Origin of the sequence: Serratia liquefaciens ATCC 27592, assembly GCF_000422085.1 — a bacterium.
In the GTDB taxonomy this organism is placed as follows: domain Bacteria; phylum Pseudomonadota; class Gammaproteobacteria; order Enterobacterales; family Enterobacteriaceae; genus Serratia; species Serratia liquefaciens.
On the sequence record NC_021741.1, the window covers coordinates 4543633 to 4563223 of the forward strand.

15 protein-coding genes and 1 tRNA gene are annotated in these 19591 nt (G+C 52.6%); 8 read left to right on the top strand and 8 right to left on the bottom strand.

All coding sequences use genetic code 11. The features are described from left to right. Nucleotides 1-12: 12 nt before the first annotated feature. Together bacA and folB are read right to left on the bottom strand one after the other, a co-directional pair. Nucleotides 13-837 carry an undecaprenyl-diphosphate phosphatase gene (bacA, locus tag M495_RS21160; protein WP_020828717.1) on the bottom strand — a complete coding sequence of 275 codons (825 nt, stop codon included), beginning with the start codon at nucleotides 835-837 and terminating at the stop codon, nucleotides 13-15. A gap of 131 nt (nucleotides 838-968) precedes the next feature. Continuing rightward, nucleotides 969-1328 (bottom strand): bifunctional dihydroneopterin aldolase/7,8-dihydroneopterin epimerase, encoded by a 360-nt coding sequence (gene folB, locus M495_RS21165; RefSeq protein ID WP_020828718.1) that lies wholly within the window; start codon nucleotides 1326-1328, stop codon nucleotides 969-971. Nucleotides 1329-1435: 107 nt separating this feature from the next. Here folB and plsY point away from each other — a divergent pair, with 107 nt between their 5' ends. From plsY to M495_RS21185, 4 genes are all read left to right on the top strand, one after another. Next, a complete protein-coding gene (plsY, locus tag M495_RS21170) occupies nucleotides 1436-2074 on the top strand; it encodes a glycerol-3-phosphate 1-O-acyltransferase PlsY (RefSeq protein ID WP_020828719.1) in 639 nt (212 codons plus the stop codon). Between the two features lie 251 nt (nucleotides 2075-2325). Next, entirely contained in the window at nucleotides 2326-4521 is a 2196-nt protein-coding gene (gene fhuA / locus M495_RS21175) for a ferrichrome porin FhuA (protein WP_041415714.1), read from the top strand. Between the two features lie 141 nt (nucleotides 4522-4662). Further along, the gene (locus tag M495_RS21180; protein WP_020828721.1) at nucleotides 4663-6459 is read left to right on the top strand and encodes an ABC transporter ATP-binding protein; all 1797 of its coding nucleotides are present in this window, start codon (nucleotides 4663-4665) and stop codon (nucleotides 6457-6459) included. Continuing rightward, nucleotides 6453-8195: an ABC transporter ATP-binding protein gene (locus M495_RS21185; protein WP_020828722.1), complete on the top strand. Its 1743-nt coding sequence runs from the start codon at nucleotides 6453-6455 to the stop codon at nucleotides 8193-8195. Before M495_RS21180 ends, M495_RS21185 begins: the two co-directional genes overlap by 7 nt. A 62-nt stretch (nucleotides 8196-8257) precedes the next feature. On the opposite strand, the gene tsaD is transcribed toward M495_RS21185, so the two are convergent. After that, nucleotides 8258-9271 (bottom strand): tRNA (adenosine(37)-N6)-threonylcarbamoyltransferase complex transferase subunit TsaD, encoded by a 1014-nt coding sequence (tsaD, locus tag M495_RS21190; protein ID WP_020828723.1) that lies wholly within the window; start codon nucleotides 9269-9271, stop codon nucleotides 8258-8260. A 327-nt stretch (nucleotides 9272-9598) separates the two neighbouring features. Here tsaD and rpsU point away from each other — a divergent pair, with 327 nt between their 5' ends. The 3 genes from rpsU (at nucleotide 9599) to rpoD (ending at nucleotide 13692) form a co-directional block, all read left to right on the top strand. Then, nucleotides 9599-9814 carry a 30S ribosomal protein S21 gene (gene rpsU / locus M495_RS21195; protein ID WP_001144069.1) on the top strand — a complete coding sequence of 72 codons (216 nt, stop codon included), beginning with the start codon at nucleotides 9599-9601 and terminating at the stop codon, nucleotides 9812-9814. 136 nt (nucleotides 9815-9950) lie between these two features. Continuing rightward, complete coding sequence (dnaG, locus tag M495_RS21200; protein ID WP_020831768.1) at nucleotides 9951-11699, top strand: DNA primase; 1749 nt, start codon at nucleotides 9951-9953, stop codon at nucleotides 11697-11699. A gap of 157 nt (nucleotides 11700-11856) precedes the next feature. Further along, complete coding sequence (rpoD, locus tag M495_RS21205; RefSeq protein WP_020831770.1) at nucleotides 11857-13692, top strand: RNA polymerase sigma factor RpoD; 1836 nt, start codon at nucleotides 11857-11859, stop codon at nucleotides 13690-13692. Nucleotides 13693-13740: 48 nt separating this feature from the next. Here rpoD and M495_RS21210 read toward each other — a convergent pair whose 3' ends face one another. Then, a complete protein-coding gene (locus M495_RS21210; protein WP_041415716.1) occupies nucleotides 13741-14184 on the bottom strand; it encodes a nuclear transport factor 2 family protein in 444 nt (147 codons plus the stop codon). 28 nt (nucleotides 14185-14212) lie between these two features. Continuing rightward, nucleotides 14213-14701: a G/U mismatch-specific DNA glycosylase gene (mug, locus tag M495_RS21215; RefSeq protein WP_020831772.1), complete on the bottom strand. Its 489-nt coding sequence runs from the start codon at nucleotides 14699-14701 to the stop codon at nucleotides 14213-14215. A gap of 148 nt (nucleotides 14702-14849) precedes the next feature. Here mug and M495_RS21220 point away from each other — a divergent pair. Next, a tRNA-Ile gene (locus tag M495_RS21220) sits at nucleotides 14850-14926 on the top strand. 191 nt (nucleotides 14927-15117) lie between these two features. Here M495_RS21220 and M495_RS21225 read toward each other — a convergent pair. The 3 genes from M495_RS21225 to M495_RS21235 are packed head-to-tail and all read right to left on the bottom strand — an operon-like array spanning nucleotide 15118 to nucleotide 19325. Then, nucleotides 15118-16104 carry a DUF3999 family protein gene (locus M495_RS21225; RefSeq protein WP_041414984.1) on the bottom strand — a complete coding sequence of 329 codons (987 nt, stop codon included), beginning with the start codon at nucleotides 16102-16104 and terminating at the stop codon, nucleotides 15118-15120. Between the two features lie 32 nt (nucleotides 16105-16136). Further along, nucleotides 16137-16478 (bottom strand): DUF3999 family protein, encoded by a 342-nt coding sequence (locus M495_RS26230; protein WP_041414987.1) that lies wholly within the window; start codon nucleotides 16476-16478, stop codon nucleotides 16137-16139. Between the two features lie 27 nt (nucleotides 16479-16505). Continuing rightward, nucleotides 16506-19325 (bottom strand): DUF2339 domain-containing protein, encoded by a 2820-nt coding sequence (locus M495_RS21235; RefSeq protein WP_020831773.1) that lies wholly within the window; start codon nucleotides 19323-19325, stop codon nucleotides 16506-16508. Nucleotides 19326-19591: the final 266 nt, after the last annotated feature.

The following is a 19591-nucleotide window of genomic DNA, read 5'->3' on the forward strand; positions in this document are numbered from 1 at the left end:
TTGGCATGCCGCTTACATGAAGACCATGTAAACCACGGCGGCAACGATAAAACGGTAGATGGCGAACGGCACAAACGAAATGCGTTTGATCAGCGACAGGAAGGTTTTTATTGCGATCAGCGCTACGACGAAAGCGGTAGCAAAACCGACGGCGAACATCGGTAAATCGCCCATCGTCAGGAAGTGCAGGCTCTTGTACAAGTCCAGCCCGCTGGCACCGATCATCATCGGCACCGCCAGAATGAAGGAGAACTCGGAGGCCGCATAACGGTTCACGCCCACCAGCATACCGCCGGCAATGGTCGAACCTGAACGGGAAAAGCCCGGCCACAGCGCCAGACACTGGAAGCAACCAATCATAAACGCCTGGCGGTAGGTGATGTCATCCAGCCCTTCAGCGCTCGGTTTTTTCGGCTTCAGCCATTCCGCCGCCAGCAACAGGAAACCGCCGACCACCAACGCATACATCACGTTTTTCGGCGCGAACAGCGATTTGATGAAATCATGGAACAACAGCCCCAGCACCACCGCGGGGATCATCGCCAGCAGGATATGGCCCAGTTTCAACCGGCCCGCCGTTTTGCCTTCGTGCTCAACCGGCTTACCGCCGAAATGAATGCCGATCAGCCCGAACAGACGGCGCCAGAACATCACCACCACCGCCAGAATCGACCCCAACTGAATGATCACTTCAAAGGTTTTGGCCTTATCGCCGGTAAAACCCAGCCACTCGCCAACGATGATCATGTGCCCGGTAGAAGATACCGGCAAAAATTCAGTTAACCCTTCAACCACCCCAAGAACAAACGCAATAAACAGTGAATGCATGTCCGCCATGTGCTTCGATCACCCCATAAATTTACGGCTATAAACATAAAAAAGCGGCAGTGTTCAATACATTGCCGCTAAAACAATTCTCAGGTTCAGACCAGGTTAACGGCCTTTAGTTGCACCTGTATGACAGAACATCACACCGGACGGGTACCACGCTCAATAATCACCCCAACCCGGCTGGCATGTGCAACAGCGCCCGGTTTGCTGACCTTAATACGGACCCAGGGGGATTTGAAGCGCTGGAGCAATATTTCAGATATTTCCTCTGCCACCCGCTCCACCAACGCAAAGCGATTTGGCTCCACGTGCTGGATGATGGCTTCACTGATATCGGCATAGCTCAGACAGTCGTTCACGTCGTCGCTGGCAGCCGCCTGGCGGTTGTCCCAGCCCATTTCGATATCGAACACCAGCTTCTGGCGAATGTTTTGTTCCCAGTCATAAACGCCAATGGTGGTGATTACGGTAAGTTCTTCTATAAATACGATATCCATCACGTCATTCTCTGTTTTTGGCCTTGCCGGATACCACTTCCAGCGGAATATGCGTATTATCCCTTTATGTTGCGAGTAAAACGACCCTTATTAAACGGAACCGCGTTATGAGTGCTACCGCGCTTGGCATGATTATCTTCGCGTATCTGTGTGGCTCAATTTCCAGTGCGATCCTGGTTTGTCGGATCGCCAGGCTGCCCGATCCGCGTGAACATGGCTCAGGGAATCCAGGGGCTACCAACGTCCTGCGCATCGGCGGTCGCCTGGCGGCGGCGGCGGTGCTGGTTTTCGATATTCTCAAAGGAATGCTGCCGGTCTGGCTGGCATACAAGCTTAATGTCCCGCCGCTGTACCTGGGGCTGACGGCAATTGCCGCCTGCGTTGGGCACATCTATCCGGTGTTCTTCCATTTCCGTGGCGGCAAGGGCGTGGCAACAGCATTTGGTGCCATAGCGCCGATAGGCTGGGATCTGACCGGTCTGATGACCGGTACCTGGTTGCTGACCGTGTTGCTCAGCGGTTACTCTTCGCTGGGCGCGATTGTCAGTGCGCTGATTGCCCCCTTCTACGTTTGGTGGTTCAAACCGCAGTTCACCTTCCCGGTAGCCATGCTGTCATGCCTGATCCTGATGCGGCACCACGACAACATTCAGCGCCTTTGGCGTGGCCAGGAAGGAAAAATTTGGGCCAAATTCCGCAAGAAAAAGCCTGAAGCGGTTGAGCAGGAAACCAAAAAAGAAGAGTAATTCATAACGCCAGGGCAGGTCAGCCTGCCCCGAATTAACCCGGTTTCTGTTCCCCACGGTGCCCGTTTTTTTGAGTTATCACTCTATCGTCGTGAATATATGGCGTTTTCCCGCCAGGGTAACGCCTCTGCTTTAATAATATCCCTCTTTCAAAATCGCATGAATTGCCAAATCCCCCCATCGCTAATGATTATCATTAGCGACAATTAAATATTGTCATTCCCTAAAGATGGATCATCAATAAAATGCCTATGAAGACTATTCGGCGCCTGATAATAAAACAGCCTAACCTTTTTATGCTGCTGGCAGGAATATGTACCAGTTCATTGGCTTATGCCGCAGGGGAAAACGAAAGTGTCATTACCGTTTACGGCGAGGGAAATACGGCAGAAGAAGCCATAGGATCCAATGGAACCTATGCCGCCAAACAAAGCGTTACGGCAACAAAAACCAGCACCCCATTAATCAAAACCCCCCAGTCTATTTCCGTTATTACGCAAGAAGAATTACAAACCAAACGCCCAGCCACCATTAAAAATGCGCTCAGCTATACGCCGGGTGTAATGACAGGCAACAGCGGCAGTTCGAGCATATTTGATAGCGTCATGATCCGGGGATTCAATAACGTCAGCCAGAATATCTATTTGGACGGTTTGAAATTACAAGGGGATATGTATGCCGACAGCAAAGTGGATCCGTATTTTTTACAGCGGGTAGAAGTTTTGCGCGGTCCGGCCTCGGTGCTGTATGGCAAAAGTAACCCCGGCGGCGTTATTTCCAGCGTCAGCAAGCGTCCACAAAAGCAGCCATTGCATGAATTACAACTGCAGGCCGGCAACCATCACGAATGGAAAACCCAATTCGATTTCAGCGACGCTCTTGATGATGAAGAAGCATTGGCTTACCGCTTAACCGGTAATTATTACGAAGCGCACAGCCAGCAAAAGGGCGAGCGCGAAAAACGCTATGCCATTGCGCCTTCTTTGCTTTGGCAGCCGTCGGATAAAACCTCGCTGTTGTTTCAGCTGTCTTTGCAAAACGAACCACGCACCGGTTATTACGGCTGGCTGCCGAGCGAAGGAACTTTGACTTCCGGCGAATTCGGCAAATTGTCTCCTTCGTTTAACGAGGGCGAGCCCAGCTATAACCGTTTCGAACGCCAGCAGCGCACGGTGGGCTATCAGCTTGATCATGCCTTCAACGATACCTGGTCCTTCCATCAGGCCGTCCGCTATCAGCATACCAAGGTCAACTGGCGCAGCATCTATGGCAACGGCCTGTGCAACCCAATGACCTGCATGGGAGTGGCACCCCAGCAATACGGCACCACCTTGTCCCGCGCAACCATGGTCAGCGACGAGAGATTGAATGGGTTAACCACCGATACCCGGCTGGAAGGGAAATTGAACGCCGGCAGTTGGCGCCACACCCTGTTGATGGGGATCGACTATTCGCAGCTGCGCAACGATCTGCAAAACAAGATGGGCTCTGCCGCGCCGCTCAATCTGGTGAACCCGCAGTATGGCAACCATGATGTGCTTTATTTTGGCGACACCCATACGATTAACAAAAACCACCAGTTAGGCACTTATCTGCAGGATCAGGCCGAATGGCAGAACTGGGTATTCACGCTGGGTGGCCGCTTTGACCACAGCGTCGTAAAAACCCATGAAAGAAGTAATATGACGGGTGCGGAATCCTCATCCAGCATCACGGATAATGAATTCACCTGGCGTGGCGGCGTTAACTATGTTTTCAATAACGGCATCGCACCTTACGTGAGCTATAGCGAGTCATTTGAACCCAATAGCGGCAACAGTTTATCAGGCCAGGCTTTCAAACCTTCCCGAGGGAAGCAATATGAAGCAGGGATTAAATTCATCCCTGATAACGCACCGGTTTCTGCCTCTATCGCCGCATTCCAACTGACCAAAGACAATAATTTACGCCGTGATGCCATTAACCCTTATTACAATGTGCAGGAAGGCAAAATCCGCTCTCGCGGGATTGAAATTGAAGGTAAGGCCGCACTCACCTATAACCTTAATTTAATCGCAAGCTATACCTATACCCATGCTGAGTTCCGCGATAACTCCGGTAATAATGGCCATACTCCAGCCATGGTGCCTAAACATATGGCTAATTTGTGGACCGATTACACCTTTAATCAAGGCTGGTTAAATGGGCTGAGCCTCGGCGGTGGCGCACGTTATGTGTCAAGCACTCCGGGTGACGATGGGAATAATTTTAAAGTCCCTAGCTATACGGTTTTTGATACCGCCATAAAGTATCAACTGGATGATATCCCCGGACTGGAAAACGCAGAAATTGCTTTAAACGTAAATAATATTTTTGATAAGCACTATGTTTCTTCTTGCTTTACCAACAATACCTGTTCATGGGGTGCAGAACGGCAAATCCTTACCACATTAACCTTGCATTGGTAATAACAAATATTACAGCCCTATTCTTTCGAAATTATATTGAGCTACATGTCGTGCTTTAATTATGGCGTTTGATTTTCGCCACTCTATTTCTTGGCCAATCTTGGCCAAGAATCCTTATTTATATTCCTCAGGGGAGTTATTATGAGTAGTCATCAAACGGGGGCCGGTAAGCCTGGTCCTATCGGGCGACTGCTGCGGCCTATACGTGGGAGCCTTATTGTCGCCGGGGTACTGGCAGCTATCGGCACAATATTCACGCTGGTGCCGTTGGCGGGCATTGCCCATATTGCCGTCATTGTTTTGGGTCATCAGGAACAAACAGGAGCCGCTACTCCGTTTCTGGCGGCGGGTGGGATTGGCGACAGCGTCGTCGTCTGCCTGGTCAGCCTGTTTGTCGGCTTAATCATTGTCACCCTGGCCGAAGTGCTCGCACACCTGGCCGATAACCGTATTACCCATGGCCTGCGCATTACGGCGGCCCGGCGTCTGGCACAGGTGCCCTTGGGGTGGTTTAGCGACCGTGCCTCAGGCGAAGTGAAACAGGCGATGCAGGACGATATTGGCACCCTGCACGATCTCACCGCCCACTTTTTCACCACGCTGGGACGCACAATCGGCGCGATGCTGATCTCGGTTATCTACATGTTCGTCATGGACTGGCGGATGGCGATCGTCTCGATCATTCCTTTCTTCCTGTTCTTCTTCATTTTCGGCAGGGCTCAGAAAGCCGGAGCGCCCCATATGGGCGAGTTTGTTAAGGGGTTAGGCCGTATCAATAATGCCGTAGCCGAATTCGTTAACGGCATCCCGGTGATCAAAACCTTCAGCGGCGGCGGCAAAGCGCACAGCAGCTACCGTAAAGCGATCGCCTCCTTTACCCAGATATTCACCCGTACCATGAGCCCGGTGATCAAGACCATCGCGCTGGCGAATGCCATCGTTGCTCCGGTGACCGTATTGGGGGTGGTGTTGGTTTTCGGTACCTTGTTTGTGGCATTGGGCTGGCTTGAACCGCTTAACGTCTTGCCGTTCGCCCTGGTCGCACCGGGTATTTCCGCCCCGCTGCTGCTAATGGGCTTTATTACCCACGGCCTGCGTAATGCCACAGGGGCAGCGGAACGCATACAATCGCTGCTGGACACGCCGATCCTCACGCAGCCGGAAGTGCAGCCAATGCTGAAAGACGCGGAGATCCGTTTCGAACAAACCGGTTATTCCTACAATAGTGACAGTCACGTGCTGGCAGACATCAACCTCAGCCTAAAACCCGGCAGCGTAACCGCCATCGTCGGCCCATCCGGTGCGGGCAAATCCACTCTGGCACGCTTGCTGTTGCGCTTCTTCGATCCGACACAGGGGCGCATCACGCTTGGCGGAGTCGATCTGCGCGAAATGAGCTCGACCCAGCTTTATCAACACATTGGTTTCGTGTTGCAGGAAGTGAAGCTGATCCACGCCAGCCTGCGAGAAAATATTGCGTTGGGTCGCCCCAATGCCAGCATGCAAGAAATCGAAGCCGCCGCCAGGGCTGCCAATATTCACGATCATATCCTGAGCTTGCCACGGGGCTACGACTCGGTAGTCGGGGAGGATGCAAAACTCTCCGGGGGTGAACAGCAGCGCGTAAGCATTGCGCGCGCCGTACTGTTGAACCCACCGATTTTGGTATTGGATGAAGCCACCGCCGCCGCTGATGCGGAGAACGAATACCTGATTCAGGAAGCCCTTTCCAACTTTGCCAAAAATCGTACGTTACTGGTGATTGCCCATCGGTTAGACACCATCATGCACGCCGATCATATCGTTGTGCTTGAGGACGGCACGATCCGCGAACAAGGCAACCATGCCGAGTTGTTGGCCGGCCAAGGCCGCTATGCTCGCCTCTGGGCTGCGGGGGGTTACGAAAACATGACGAAACAGGCGGATCAACCATGTTAAAAACATTTATGCAGTTGCTCGGCAACGATGCTCCCATATTCCGTCGTTATATCGGCATGGCCGCGCTTTACGGTGTGTGTTGCGGCCTGACGGTCACCACCTTGGTGCCTATAGTCGGCTATCTGCTGCAAGGTGAAGTCTACACGGCGGCCGGCTGGCTGATAGCGCTTTTCGCCGGCGTACTTTTGAGCTGGCTGCTGCGCAGGCGCGTCGATTTCGCCGGCATGAACGTAGGTTCATCGCTGTTACTGACGGCCCGTCAACGCATTGGCGACCATGTGGCTACCTTGCCTATCGGCTGGTTCACTCCTGATAATACGGCGCGACTCAGTCATGTGGTTTCTCAGGGGATGATGGATGTGGCGCAACTCCCGGCGCACCTTTTTACACCGATCGTCAGCGGTATCGTCACGCCGCTGGTGCTGGTGATAGCGCTCTGCACCCTGCAGTGGCAAATGGGGCTACTGGCGCTGGCGGCCCCCCCCCTGATAGCCGGTATTTTCCTGCTCTCAGCGCGGCTCGGTACCCAGGCTGACGAAGCCTTCCATCAGGCATCCGCCCACACCAGCCAACGTATGGTGGAGTTTGCTCAGGCACAGTCCGTACTGCGCGCCTTTAATGGCGAAGGCGGCGGGACCCGTTTCCTCGAACAGGCCATCGATCGGCAGTATCAGTCAGGCAAACGGCTTATTTATATCTCCACGGCCTCTGTGGTGCTCAACTCCTGGGTAGTGCAACTGGTGTTTGCCACCCTCTTGGTCACCGGAGCCACGCTGCTGAGCCATTCTCAGGGGAACCTGCCGGCTATCGGTAGCGCCGTGGGGACGGTGATCGCCCTGATGCTGGTTAGCCGCTTTATCGACCCGTTGCTGGACGTTGCCAGTTATGGCGAAGCCCTGCGAAACGCCCGCGGCCAGTTAAATGCCGTCAGCGAAATTTTAGCCATTACCCCCTTGCCCGAACCTCAACAGGCACAACGGCCACATGACGGCTCGCTGGAGCTGCGCGATGTTTCGTTCAGCTATTCGCCAGAACAGGCTGCCGTACTGCGCGGGGTCAGCTTTAAGGTGGAACCCGGCACCATGACCGCACTGGTTGGCGCATCCGGCTCGGGTAAAACCAGCCTGGTTCGTTTGATTGCGCGTTTCTTTGACGTCACCGGCGGGGCAGTGATGATTGGCGGAGCCGACGTACGCCAGATCCCTAACGAACAATTGACGGATCAGATCAGCCAGATTTTCCAAAATACCTACCTGTTCCAAGGCAGCATTGGCGAAAACATCCGTCTGGGTAAGCCGACGGCCAGCGATGAGGAAGTGTTGATGGCCATCGAACAAGCCGGGGCGGCGGAAATCATCAAACGGCTGCCCCAGGGGCTGGATACCCCGGTAGGGGAAGGCGGCGCACGGCTTTCCGGCGGCGAGCGCCAGCGTATTTCTATCGCCCGCGCGCTGATTAAAGACGCCCCTGTTCTGCTGGTTGATGAAGCGACTGCGGCACTGGATCCCGAGAATCAAGCGATCATTGCCGACACCCTGGCACGGCTGCGCGGCAAGAAGACGTTGATTGTCATTGCGCACCAGCTGTCGACGGTAGCGATGGCCGATCAAATTCTGGTACTGCAAGACGGCGAAATTGCTGAACGCGGCACCCATGCCCAGCTTGAAGCCCTGGGGGGACGCTACGCGCATTTCCTGACTCAGCGGCACAGAACCAAAGGTTGGCGTATTGCCTGACTGAAAACTGAAAAGGCTCCCACTGGGAGCCTTTTGTTTGACTATGGAAATGTCCAGGCCAATTAGACGGCAGGCAGCTCAGCCAATGGCCAGCGCGGCCGTACCGAAACACTCAGCTCCGGATTAGCGCCGCTTTTCAGCCGCACCATGCCTGCGTAAGCGATCATCGCGCCGTTATCGGTGCAGAACTCCGGTCGGGCGTAAAACACTTCACCGCCGCGCTTATGCATCATTTCTGCCAGCTTGGTTCGCAGCGTACGGTTGGCGCTGACGCCACCGGCCATCACCAGGCGCTTAAAGCCGGTTTGTTCCAGCGCGCGTTTGCATTTGATCGCCAGCGTATCCACCACTGCATCTTCAAACGCCCGGGCTATGTCAGCACGCGTCTGATCGTCATTGCCGTTGGAGCGAATGGTATTGGCGGCAAAGGTCTTCAGCCCGGAGAAGCTGAAATCCAGCCCTGGCCGGTCGGTCATCGGGCGTGGGAAGGTGAAACGCCCCGCCGTGCCCTGTTGCGCCATCTTCGACAGCATCGGCCCGCCAGGGTAGTCCAGCCCAAGCAGCTTGGCGGTTTTGTCGAAAGCTTCCCCGGCCGCATCGTCGACCGATTCGCCCAGCAGTTCATATTCGCCGATACCGGTCACGCTGATCAGCTGCGTATGCCCGCCAGACACCAGCAGCGCGACAAACGGGAACGCCGGCGGGTTATCTTCCAGCATCGGCGCCAGCAGGTGGCCTTCCATATGATGCACCGGCACCGCCGGCACATTCCAGGCAAACGCCAGTGCGCGGCCAATGGTGGCTCCGACCAGCAGCGCCCCCACCAGGCCCGGCCCGGCGGTGTAGGCAACGCCGTCGATATCCGCCGCGGTCAGGTTCGCTTCCTTCAATGCCGCCTGAATCAACGGCACGGTTTTGCGCACGTGATCGCGGGAGGCCAGCTCCGGCACCACGCCGCCGTAGTCGGCATGCAGCTTCACCTGGCTGTACAATTGGTTGGCTAATAAACCGGCCTGATCGTCATACACTGCAATTCCGGTTTCATCGCAGGAGGTTTCTATGCCCAGTACTCGCATTACATTTCCCATCATTCACGTGCGGCCGCCAGTTTAGCACAATCGGGCCTGTTTACCGCCAGCGTGGCGCACGCTTGTCACCATTATTGGGCTATGTTGATGATTACAGCCACAAATGCCGATTTGATTAAAAACGAGCATTTTTTTCTGATTAGTCTATAATCAGCGCCCGATGCAAAATTGCGCATGTTTTACCAGGGTGGCCGCAGGTTTCAATTTGCTGTGGTGCTTTACAAAGCAGCATCCGTTGAAGTAAAATTCCGCACCATTTTGAAATTGCTGGCGCTTGGCCAGCAGCAAACCGAATTTTATTGAGGTGAGAGGCACATGCCTGTAATTAAAGTACGTGAAAACGAGCCATTTGACGTTGCTCTGCGTCGTTTCAAACGCTCTTGCGAAAAAGCGGGCGTTCTGGCTGAAGTTCGTCGTCGTGAGTTCTATGAAAAACCGACTACCGAACGTAAGCGCGCTAAAGCTTCTGCTGTGAAACGTCACGCGAAGAAACTGGCTCGCGAAAACGCACGCCGCACTCGTCTGTATTAATTCTTCGGGGGCAACCCCGCCGCGTGAATTTCTGATTTTAAAAATCGCGCAGACCGAGTAGTTGCATACGAAGGCCGTGCTTTCCGAAAGGAATGCGCGGCTTGTTCTCGTTTATAGGCTAGTAAAGTAAGGGCTTATGGCTGGACGAATTCCGCGCGTATTTATCAATGACTTGCTGGCTCGCACCGACATCGTCGATCTGATCGATGCCCGGGTAAAGCTCAAGAAGCAGGGCAAGAACTATCACGCGTGCTGTCCGTTCCACCACGAAAAAACGCCTTCATTTACGGTTAATGGCGAAAAGCAGTTTTACCACTGCTTTGGTTGTGGTGCGCACGGTAACGCCGTCGACTTTCTGATGAATTACGACAGGCTCGAGTTTGTCGAAACCATCGAAGAGCTGGCCACCATGCACGGACTGGAAGTGCCTTACGAGGCGGGTTCCGGACCGACGCAAATCGAACGCCATCAGCGTCAAAGCCTGTATCAACTGATGGAACAACTCAGCGCGTTCTATCAACAGTCACTGCATCAGTCCTCCGGCACGCCGGCGCGCAATTATCTGCAACAGCGCGGGCTGAGTGACGACGTTATCCGTCATTTCGCCATCGGTTTTGCACCTGCCGGTTGGGATAACGCATTAAAGCGTTTTGGTCGTGACGCCGAGTCACGCCTGGCATTGAACGATGCAGGCATGCTGGTGACTAACGATCAAGGACGCTCGTACGATCGTTTCCGTGAGCGCGTAATGTTCCCTATCCGCGACAAACGCGGGCGAGTGATCGCCTTTGGCGGACGCGTATTGGGTGACGGCATGCCGAAATACCTGAACTCACCGGAAACCGAAGTTTTCCACAAAGGTCGTCAGCTGTACGGCCTGTATGAAGCGCAACAGAACCACCCTACCCCGCAGCGATTGCTGGTAGTGGAAGGCTATATGGACGTGGTGGCGCTGGCGCAATACGGCATCGATTATGCCGTCGCCTCGCTTGGCACCTCGACAACGGCCGAACATATTCAGCTGCTGTTCCGCGCCACCGACAACGTTGTCTGTTGCTATGACGGTGACAGAGCCGGTCGCGAAGCGGCATGGCGTGCACTGGAAACCGCGTTGCCCTATCTCAATGACGGGCGTCAACTGCGGTTTATGTTTTTGCCCGACGGCGAAGACCCGGACACATTGGTACGCAAAGAAGGCAAAGAGGCCTTCGAACAGCGAATGGAGCAGGCGCAGCCGCTTTCCACTTTCCTGTTCGAAACCCTGATGCCGCAGGTAGACCTGAGCAGCCCGGACGGCCGCGCCAAGCTGAGCACGCTGGCACTGCCGCTGATCACTCAGGTACCGGGCGAAACGTTGCGCTTGTACCTGCGCCAACAGCTCGGCAGCAAGCTGGGTTTGCTGGACGACAGCCAGTTGGACAAGCTGATGCCCAAGCAAGCCGAAAATGCGAATACTTATCAGGCGCCCCAGCTAAAACGCACAACCATGCGTATACTGATAGGGTTACTGGTACAAAATCCGCAACTGGCTACACTTATCCCTTCGCTTGAGGGATTGGAGCAGACCAAACAGGCGGGTTTGCCGCTGTTTGTCGAGCTGGTGCAGACCTGTCTGGCTCAGCCAGGGCTGACAACCGGCCAACTGTTGGAGCAGTATCGCGACAACAAATTGAGCCAACAGCTTGAAACCTTGGCAACATGGAACCATATGATCGTTGAGGATATGGTTGAACAGACTTTTTTGGATACTTTAGCCAGCCTGTACGACTCGGTACTGGAACAGCGGCTGGAGACATTGATCGCACAGGCCAGAACCCATGGCCTCAGCCCGGAAGAACGTGAAGAAGTCCGTTCTTTGAATCAGGTGCTGGCGAAGAAAAACTGAATACCAAACGGCTTAAGTGCCGATAAATGCGAGGGCAGAGCCCTGCAATATGCCGCCACAGTGGGCCGCGGCAACAACAAAAACGCCCCAAATGCTATTGTTGGCGGTTTCGCCGACCGACACCAACCCAAATACTCTGAAGTGTGGATACCGTCTTATGGAGCAAAACCCGCAGTCACAGCTAAAGCTACTTGTCACCCGTGGTAAGGAGCAAGGCTATCTGACCTATGCTGAGGTCAATGACCATCTGCCGGAAGATATCGTCGACTCCGACCAGATCGAAGACATCATCCAGATGATTAACGACATGGGCATCCAGGTTCTGGAAGAAGCACCGGACGCCGACGACCTATTGCTTGCTGAAAACTCAAACAGCACGGACGAAGATGCGGAAGAAGCTGCCGCTCAGGTATTGTCCAGCGTTGAGTCTGAAATCGGCCGTACCACCGACCCGGTGCGCATGTACATGCGCGAAATGGGGACCGTTGAACTGCTGACGCGCGAAGGCGAAATCGACATCGCCAAGCGCATTGAAGACGGCATCAACCAGGTGCAGTGCTCGGTTGCCGAGTACCCGGAAGCCATTACCTATTTGCTGGAACAATACGATCGCGTCGAAGCGGGCGAAGCTCGCCTGTCCGATCTGATCACCGGCTTCGTCGATCCTAATGCGGAAGAGGACATCGCCCCTACCGCTACCCACGTGGGTTCTGAGCTGTCTACCGAAGAGCAGAACGACGACGACGAAGAAGAAGATGAAGACGAAGAAGAAGACGACAACAGCATCGATCCTGAGCTGGCCCGTCAGAAATTCGCCGACCTGCGCGATCAGTACGAAGCGACTCGTGTCGTCATCAAAAAGAACGGCCGCAGCCACGCCAGCGCAGCAGAAGAAATTCTGAAGCTGTCTGAAGTGTTCAAGCAGTTCCGCTTGGTGCCAAAACAGTTCGACTTCCTGGTCAACAGCATGCGTACCATGATGGACCGCGTTCGTACTCAAGAACGTATCATCATGAAGCTGTGCGTTGAACAGTGCAAAATGCCGAAGAAAAACTTCGTCACTCTGTTCGCCGGCAACGAAACCAGCACCACCTGGTTCGAAGCGGCGCTGGCAATGGCCAAGCCATGGTCAGAGAAGCTGAAAGACGTCGCCGAAGACGTGCAACGCAGCCTGCAGAAACTGCGTCAGATCGAAGAAGAGACCGGCTTGACCATCGAGCAGGTGAAGGACATCAACCGCCGCATGTCTATCGGTGAAGCGAAAGCCCGCCGTGCGAAGAAAGAGATGGTTGAAGCGAACTTGCGTCTGGTTATTTCTATCGCCAAGAAATACACCAACCGCGGCCTGCAGTTCCTGGATCTGATCCAGGAAGGCAACATCGGTCTGATGAAAGCGGTAGACAAGTTTGAATACCGTCGTGGTTATAAGTTCTCGACTTACGCCACCTGGTGGATCCGTCAGGCTATCACCCGTTCTATCGCCGACCAGGCGCGTACCATCCGTATTCCGGTGCATATGATTGAGACCATCAACAAGCTCAACCGTATTTCGCGCCAGATGCTGCAAGAGATGGGCCGCGAACCGACGCCGGAAGAGCTGGCTGAACGCATGCTGATGCCGGAAGACAAAATCCGCAAAGTGCTGAAGATCGCCAAAGAGCCGATCTCCATGGAAACGCCGATCGGTGATGATGAAGATTCACATCTGGGCGATTTCATCGAGGATACCACTCTCGAGCTGCCGCTGGATTCTGCCACCTCGGAAAGCCTGCGCTCCGCAACGCACGACGTATTGGCTGGCCTCACCGCCCGTGAAGCGAAAGTGCTGCGTATGCGTTTCGGCATCGATATGAACACTGACCATACGCTGGAAGAAGTGGGCAAACAGTTCGACGTTACCCGTGAGCGTATTCGTCAGATCGAAGCCAAAGCACTGCGTAAACTGCGCCACCCAAGCCGTTCCGAAGTGCTGCGCAGCTTCCTGGACGACTAAGGTTCAGCTGTTGACAAAAAACCCCGGCTCGCCGGGGTTTTTTATTGCCTAAAACATGCTGTTGCCGCTGGCGGTTTTCTCCGGCACCGGTTGGGTTACGTCCCAGTGCTCCACGATTTTGCCTGCGTCATCAAGCCGGAAAATATCGATAATCGCGGCCGTCTTGCCCTTTTCTCGTCCGCTAGTCTCTACGTGCAAAATCACATAGTTGCCGTCGACAAATGCCTGTTTGATTTCGCTGTGAGAATCGGGGTAACGCGCTTTGAGCAGCTCGACAAACTTGCGGAACCCTTCCACCCCATCCTGCGCATTGGGATTGTGCTGTTTGTACTCATCACCCAGAAAGGGCCGTGCCGCGGCAAAATCCTTGTTATTTAGCCCCTGCTGATAAAACTCCAGCACGTTATTTTTGTTCTTCAGTTCCTGCACGCTGCTGCCCGCATGGGCAGCACCGGTCGCCAACAGCAGAGCTACTAATGCCGCTTTAATCATCGCTTTCATCCCGCAACTCCCTCTCAGATTATTTCAATGCCAGAAACAGCTCGCGATAACTCTCTGTAAGCTGCTCCAGCGTGGCACGATTCAATCCGCTGGGGTTCGGCAATACCCAAACCTCAGTTTTGCCGATCGTCATCTCCTGACGGCCCCAAGCTACATTTTTTACCCCAAAGGCGCTGCTGAACGCCTGCTTGCCCAAAACAGCCAATGCGCGCGGCTGGTAGCGCAAGATTTTTTCTTTTAGCTCCTCGCCGCCGCTGAGCAATTCGTCACGCGTCACTTCGCTGGCCGCGACCGTTGGCCGTGCCACCAGCGCGGTGATGCCGCAGCCGGTATCCTGCAGCTGTTGCCACTGTTCGGGCGCCAGTTGACGTTCGGTAAAGCCGGCCTGATGCACCACCTTCCAGAAGCGGTTGCTGCCGTTGGCAAAAGGGTAGCCTTGGTGGGCGGAGGAGAGGCCGGGGTTGATGCCGCAAAACACCACCCGCAGGTTTGGCGCCAGGAGTTCCATAGGGGTCGGGAGTCCATTAAAGGGGATTTACAGCGGTTATCGCAAAATCCGCCAGTAATTACAACAGGCTAGAACTGCGCATAAAAGCAACATACGGATGGTTAACTGTAGACCTGCGTCGAAGGATTGCCGTATAATCTCGCCGCTTGGCCCCTTAGCTCAGTTGGTTAGAGCACGCGACTCATAATCGCTTGGTCACTGGTTCAAGTCCAGTAGGGGCCACCAAATTCAGAAGGGCTTAGACAGGAAACTGACTAAGTCCTTTTTTGTTTTGTGGTTTCAGAAAAAAATAATCGGCGAAATAGGCTTCAGACTTGCGCCAGATAAATCGCCAGAGAGTAACGCTCGTTCCACATCACTCTCTGGAGGTTAATTAACATTGAAATTCGCCATTTAAAAATGGGCGAACCATCTCCTTACTCAGGTGTATGCCGTACCTCTTTCCACACCTGCAAGGCGAGCAACAGCAGCGCCCCGGCCCCAAACACTAACAGTAACCAAAGCAGGCCTTTTTTCCACGCGCTGATAACCTCACTGGCATCCATCGCATTCAAACGCTCGTTTCCCCCCAGAATGACCCTGGATTGAAACCCCACCAATGGCAGCTCATTAACAGACACTGATTTTCGTAATGCAGCAGGGATCAACTCATCTAACGAGATAGCCTGATGCTGAGCCGCTTTATTTCCCCACGCCAGCAGGAAAGGAGGCGTTCCTTGAGCATTGAAAATTATCGTTTTTCTGTCTCGTTCCGCTACAACCTCTGGCATATGATCATTCCATTGTTGGTTGATCCCCTTCAAGCGGATGCCTTGCACCAACAAATCCTTCAGTGGGATCGCTTCAGCAGTGCGATCATTCACCGAGTAAACGACCCGCTTAACCAAAGGCTGCCAACGGTCATTCGCTTTACTACGGTATTCAATCTCAAGTGGTAATACAGTATTGCTTTGTGTAGGCCGCACGCTGATATTGTTAAGCGGTTGAGGATTTGACCAGGTATATTCAGCTTCGCTCGTCGAAATGGCTTTCGAGCTGAACGGCAAGGTGATCCTTTGTTGATCCGTTCGATGAGAAGCAGCAATCCCCTCCGCGGAAAGGATTTTCAGGCCCGGAGCCATTTGATCATCGTTGAACACCAATAATAAGTAACGAATTTGGGAATAATACCTGCCATTATCAAGATCAATAGTATTCAGCAACAGCCGATCGGTACTGGATACTAAATCCATCAAAGGCGCATCATCAACACCACTCATCCATTCATTTAAATCATGGCTGTACATAATGCTCACACGTGACTGCCAATTTTCAGGCTGACGCTCCCAGGTCAGCTTTAACTGGGTAAGGGATGGACTGCTACCATCGTACTGAGGCACCTCCAACAAATAGGCGTTACCCATTTGTTGGTCGCTATCAATCGGCAATATAATTTCTACCCCCCGGCCGATTTTAACGAAATTACCTCTTGCTCCAGCAGAGTCGTCTTTTTACTCTTCATCGGAAACAGCCTAAGAGAGTAAGTCTGACTGTCACTCTGAGTAATTGTATTCGCTGTCAGCGCAAACGCTACTGATTGCCCCTGGCTATTGAACACCCGAACGTCACGCATATCCGGCCACACCGTTTCGGTATAAACCGCCTCTGGCAGTTCAATTCGGAAAAACGGATCCCGACTTTCGGTCGTTAACGGCAAACCATATGCGAAATCTTGAGTTTTTTCGCTAATCGGGCTCTGTTGAGCCTGTGCCGTCCCGGCCAGGCAAAAAAAAAACACAAAATAACCGGCTAGTTATTTTTATATTCATACATTCCCTCGCTCACTATCCATATTGAATCCCTTCTTGTTCTTCGTTTTTGGGGGAAGTGGAGAAAAATATCCCACGATCAAAACCAGTATCGCTACACCGATAAACGAAACCGCACGAGCCAATCCCCCGTGCTGCGCACTGTCCACAAAGATCAGTTTAAGGATAACAACACCTAACAAACCGGCCCCACTGAACCACACCTCACGCCGTTGATGGCGAGTTGACCACAGCATAGTAATCAACGCAGCTAGCATCCAGATTAACGAGAACGATGTCTGAACCAGGTGAGAAGCCCAGAGTGCATCCCCCCGCCAGGCAATTTTTGCGTAAAAAGCCAATATCCGAAGCAGTATGCCATTACCCCACCAAAACAAAACGGCAACGATAAATAGCAACAGTGCAAGCCTCATTCTGGAACGGTATTGGGGGAATTCCGTACGGACAAACATCCCTTGGGTGACCATTGCCAAAAACGCGAAACCAGCTCCTTCCTCTAATGGATTTAACAAAGGTAAATACAGCCAATCGGCACTAACACCATCAGACATGTTGCCTATAAACAAGAACAAGAGGGTTAATATGATTAGTGGGGCAAGGGCAATACCGCCATAAAGTCGCCGGTGTGCTACAAACGGCCAATATTGTCTGCGAAGCGCGCTATGTGTGGCCAAAATGATCAGTGAGATAACGCTCACCTGCAGGCCAAAACGCCATTCATCCATTCCCCATGGCAAACGCGCAGTACGCCAAAATACCTCATAACCCAGAGCTAACAACACCATCCAGAACAGCGAAAGATGCAAACCTTGCTCCAGATAAGGTAACCGCAAGGAACTGGCATCCCGTTTCAACAACCAATACGCCAATGGCAAGGCCATCAGCCATACAAGGTTTAACCAACCGGACGCCAACAATGAATCCCAAGACCTCATTTGGAAAAACAACGTGGCCAACATTGCTGGCCACAGCAGCCAGACGTTGTAGCCCAATTCAAACCACGCCATTCTTTGCGCCGCGTAACGCCAAGCCGCCACAGATAACGTCACTAATACCAATGCCAGGAGAGCAGTTTGATCGGCTACCAAGAGCAAGCGTGCGACAAAACCCAAAAGACAGACTAACCAGAGACAGATCCCTCCGAACAGGAAAATCCAGCTGATACTCGATCCGACTTCTGCTGCCGACTCCCATTCACGCCAAATAAATGCCACTACGAGCCAGGTGAAGGCTAATACAGCGAATACCAGGGTGAAGGACAGTGTCGACACGCCGGCATGACAAGCTACTACAGCAGAAGCCAACGCCAGTACCAATAATCCGGAACCACTGAGGCTTACGCGGATTTGCTGCTGCATACGGCCGAGCCATAGAATTCCAACCCCTTCCAAAGCCCAGGCCATTGATGTCCATTGCGCTGACAACGCTAGTGGGATAGCCAGTGTGGTAAACACACACCCCAACGCTAACCAAGAAATCGCCAACACCTTTCCTGTAGATAAATGGCGTTTCAATGCAACCCAAGCCAGAAGCAAATATAATAAACCAAAGCCAAGCGCAGAAAATGCCGGGCCAAACTCCCACTGGCGAGTGATCCAATACTGAATACCAAAACCTATCAGCGGTGTGCCAAACAACAGCACACTATCAATAACCATCTCGTCTTTGTCAGATAATTTTGAGCGTAGGGCTAAAGCAAGGCAAAGCACGCCAAAAATCATAATATTGGCAATTAGGAGAAGTTGACACACCAGATAATATTCATGAGAGTAATGATTAACACCCCGAACCCCGGCAATGCCAAATGTGAAAATAAAACCCAGAAGGTTAAGCGGCCGCCAAGACTGCCAAATGCTGATGGCTAAAATACCCAGTGAGAGCAACAAATAATAAGAGAATAGCGCGACATAATTTGCACTACCGGTGGAAAGCAGCAGAGGTGAAAGATAGCCACCAAAACTGGCAAGTATCGCTAGGCTAGGTGCGCGTTGTAATACAGCTAAACCCACGCTAGCAGCGCAGATGACCAACATCAGCCCAAACGCCAACATATGCGGCAAAAGCTGGTAAAGCCGAAATGCGCCAAACACGGTGATATAGAGGGTCCCAATGGCTCCCCCTTGCAAGATCAACGCATACAAGTTTCGTTTAAGACGTAGGCGCCAACCAAACCATAGTAGTATCCCGCTTGTCGCGGCTGCCCCTATCAGTCTGAACTCTATGGGTAACATGTCTCGTTCAACGGTGTATTTCAGCAAATAAGCCACCCCAAAGAACAGCAGCATGATCCCTAGTTTTGCTAGCGGATTACCCTGCATGAACCAAGTAAATAGCCCACCGAACAAACGGTCTTTTATCTCCTCATAGTTATCAACCTTAGGTGTTGACTCTATTGGCTTTGACTGAAGCCAAGCTGTGGTCTGAGCTTCAGGCTCATCAAGGATCTGAATTGGCTTTGACTGAAGCCAGGATGCGGTCTGAGCTTCAGGTTCAATACGTTCCTGACCAGTCGGAAGAGATATTTTTTGTACTGCAATACCTACATCAGCAATGGCACCTGGAGTCTTCGGCATAACATAATCCGTTTTCTCCGCCGACACAGGGTGATTCAAAGGTGCTCCGTCCGGTCGTAGGTGCTCAGTTTTGGCGCTTGTGAAGCAATCTACCTGCTGTCGTAGTTCGGTTACGGTGAGTGTCAGTTGCTCTATGTCATATTGGTTACGCTTGCCTCGTCCCAGCGATATAACCACCGAAATAGGCAAGACTATCAGACACAATAACAACGCCAACCCCGCGATAAAAACCAATCCATCCATGGCACGGCCTTTAACTTATCTATTGTGACAACACTCTTACATCAAAAAATGACTCGCAACAACGGCTCGATAAAACTCTTGGCATGTAGATCAATATTTATTTTAATTAAGTATTATTTCATGCTCTGCTAGTACATATTTTTTGATCTATAAAATCTTATCAATTCGCTTCTCATTCAATACAACAACCAAGATGAGCAGAAATCACTATTCACATAAAGTAATGGATAAAAAACAGAGACACTGGAATAAAACTCACCTTTAAC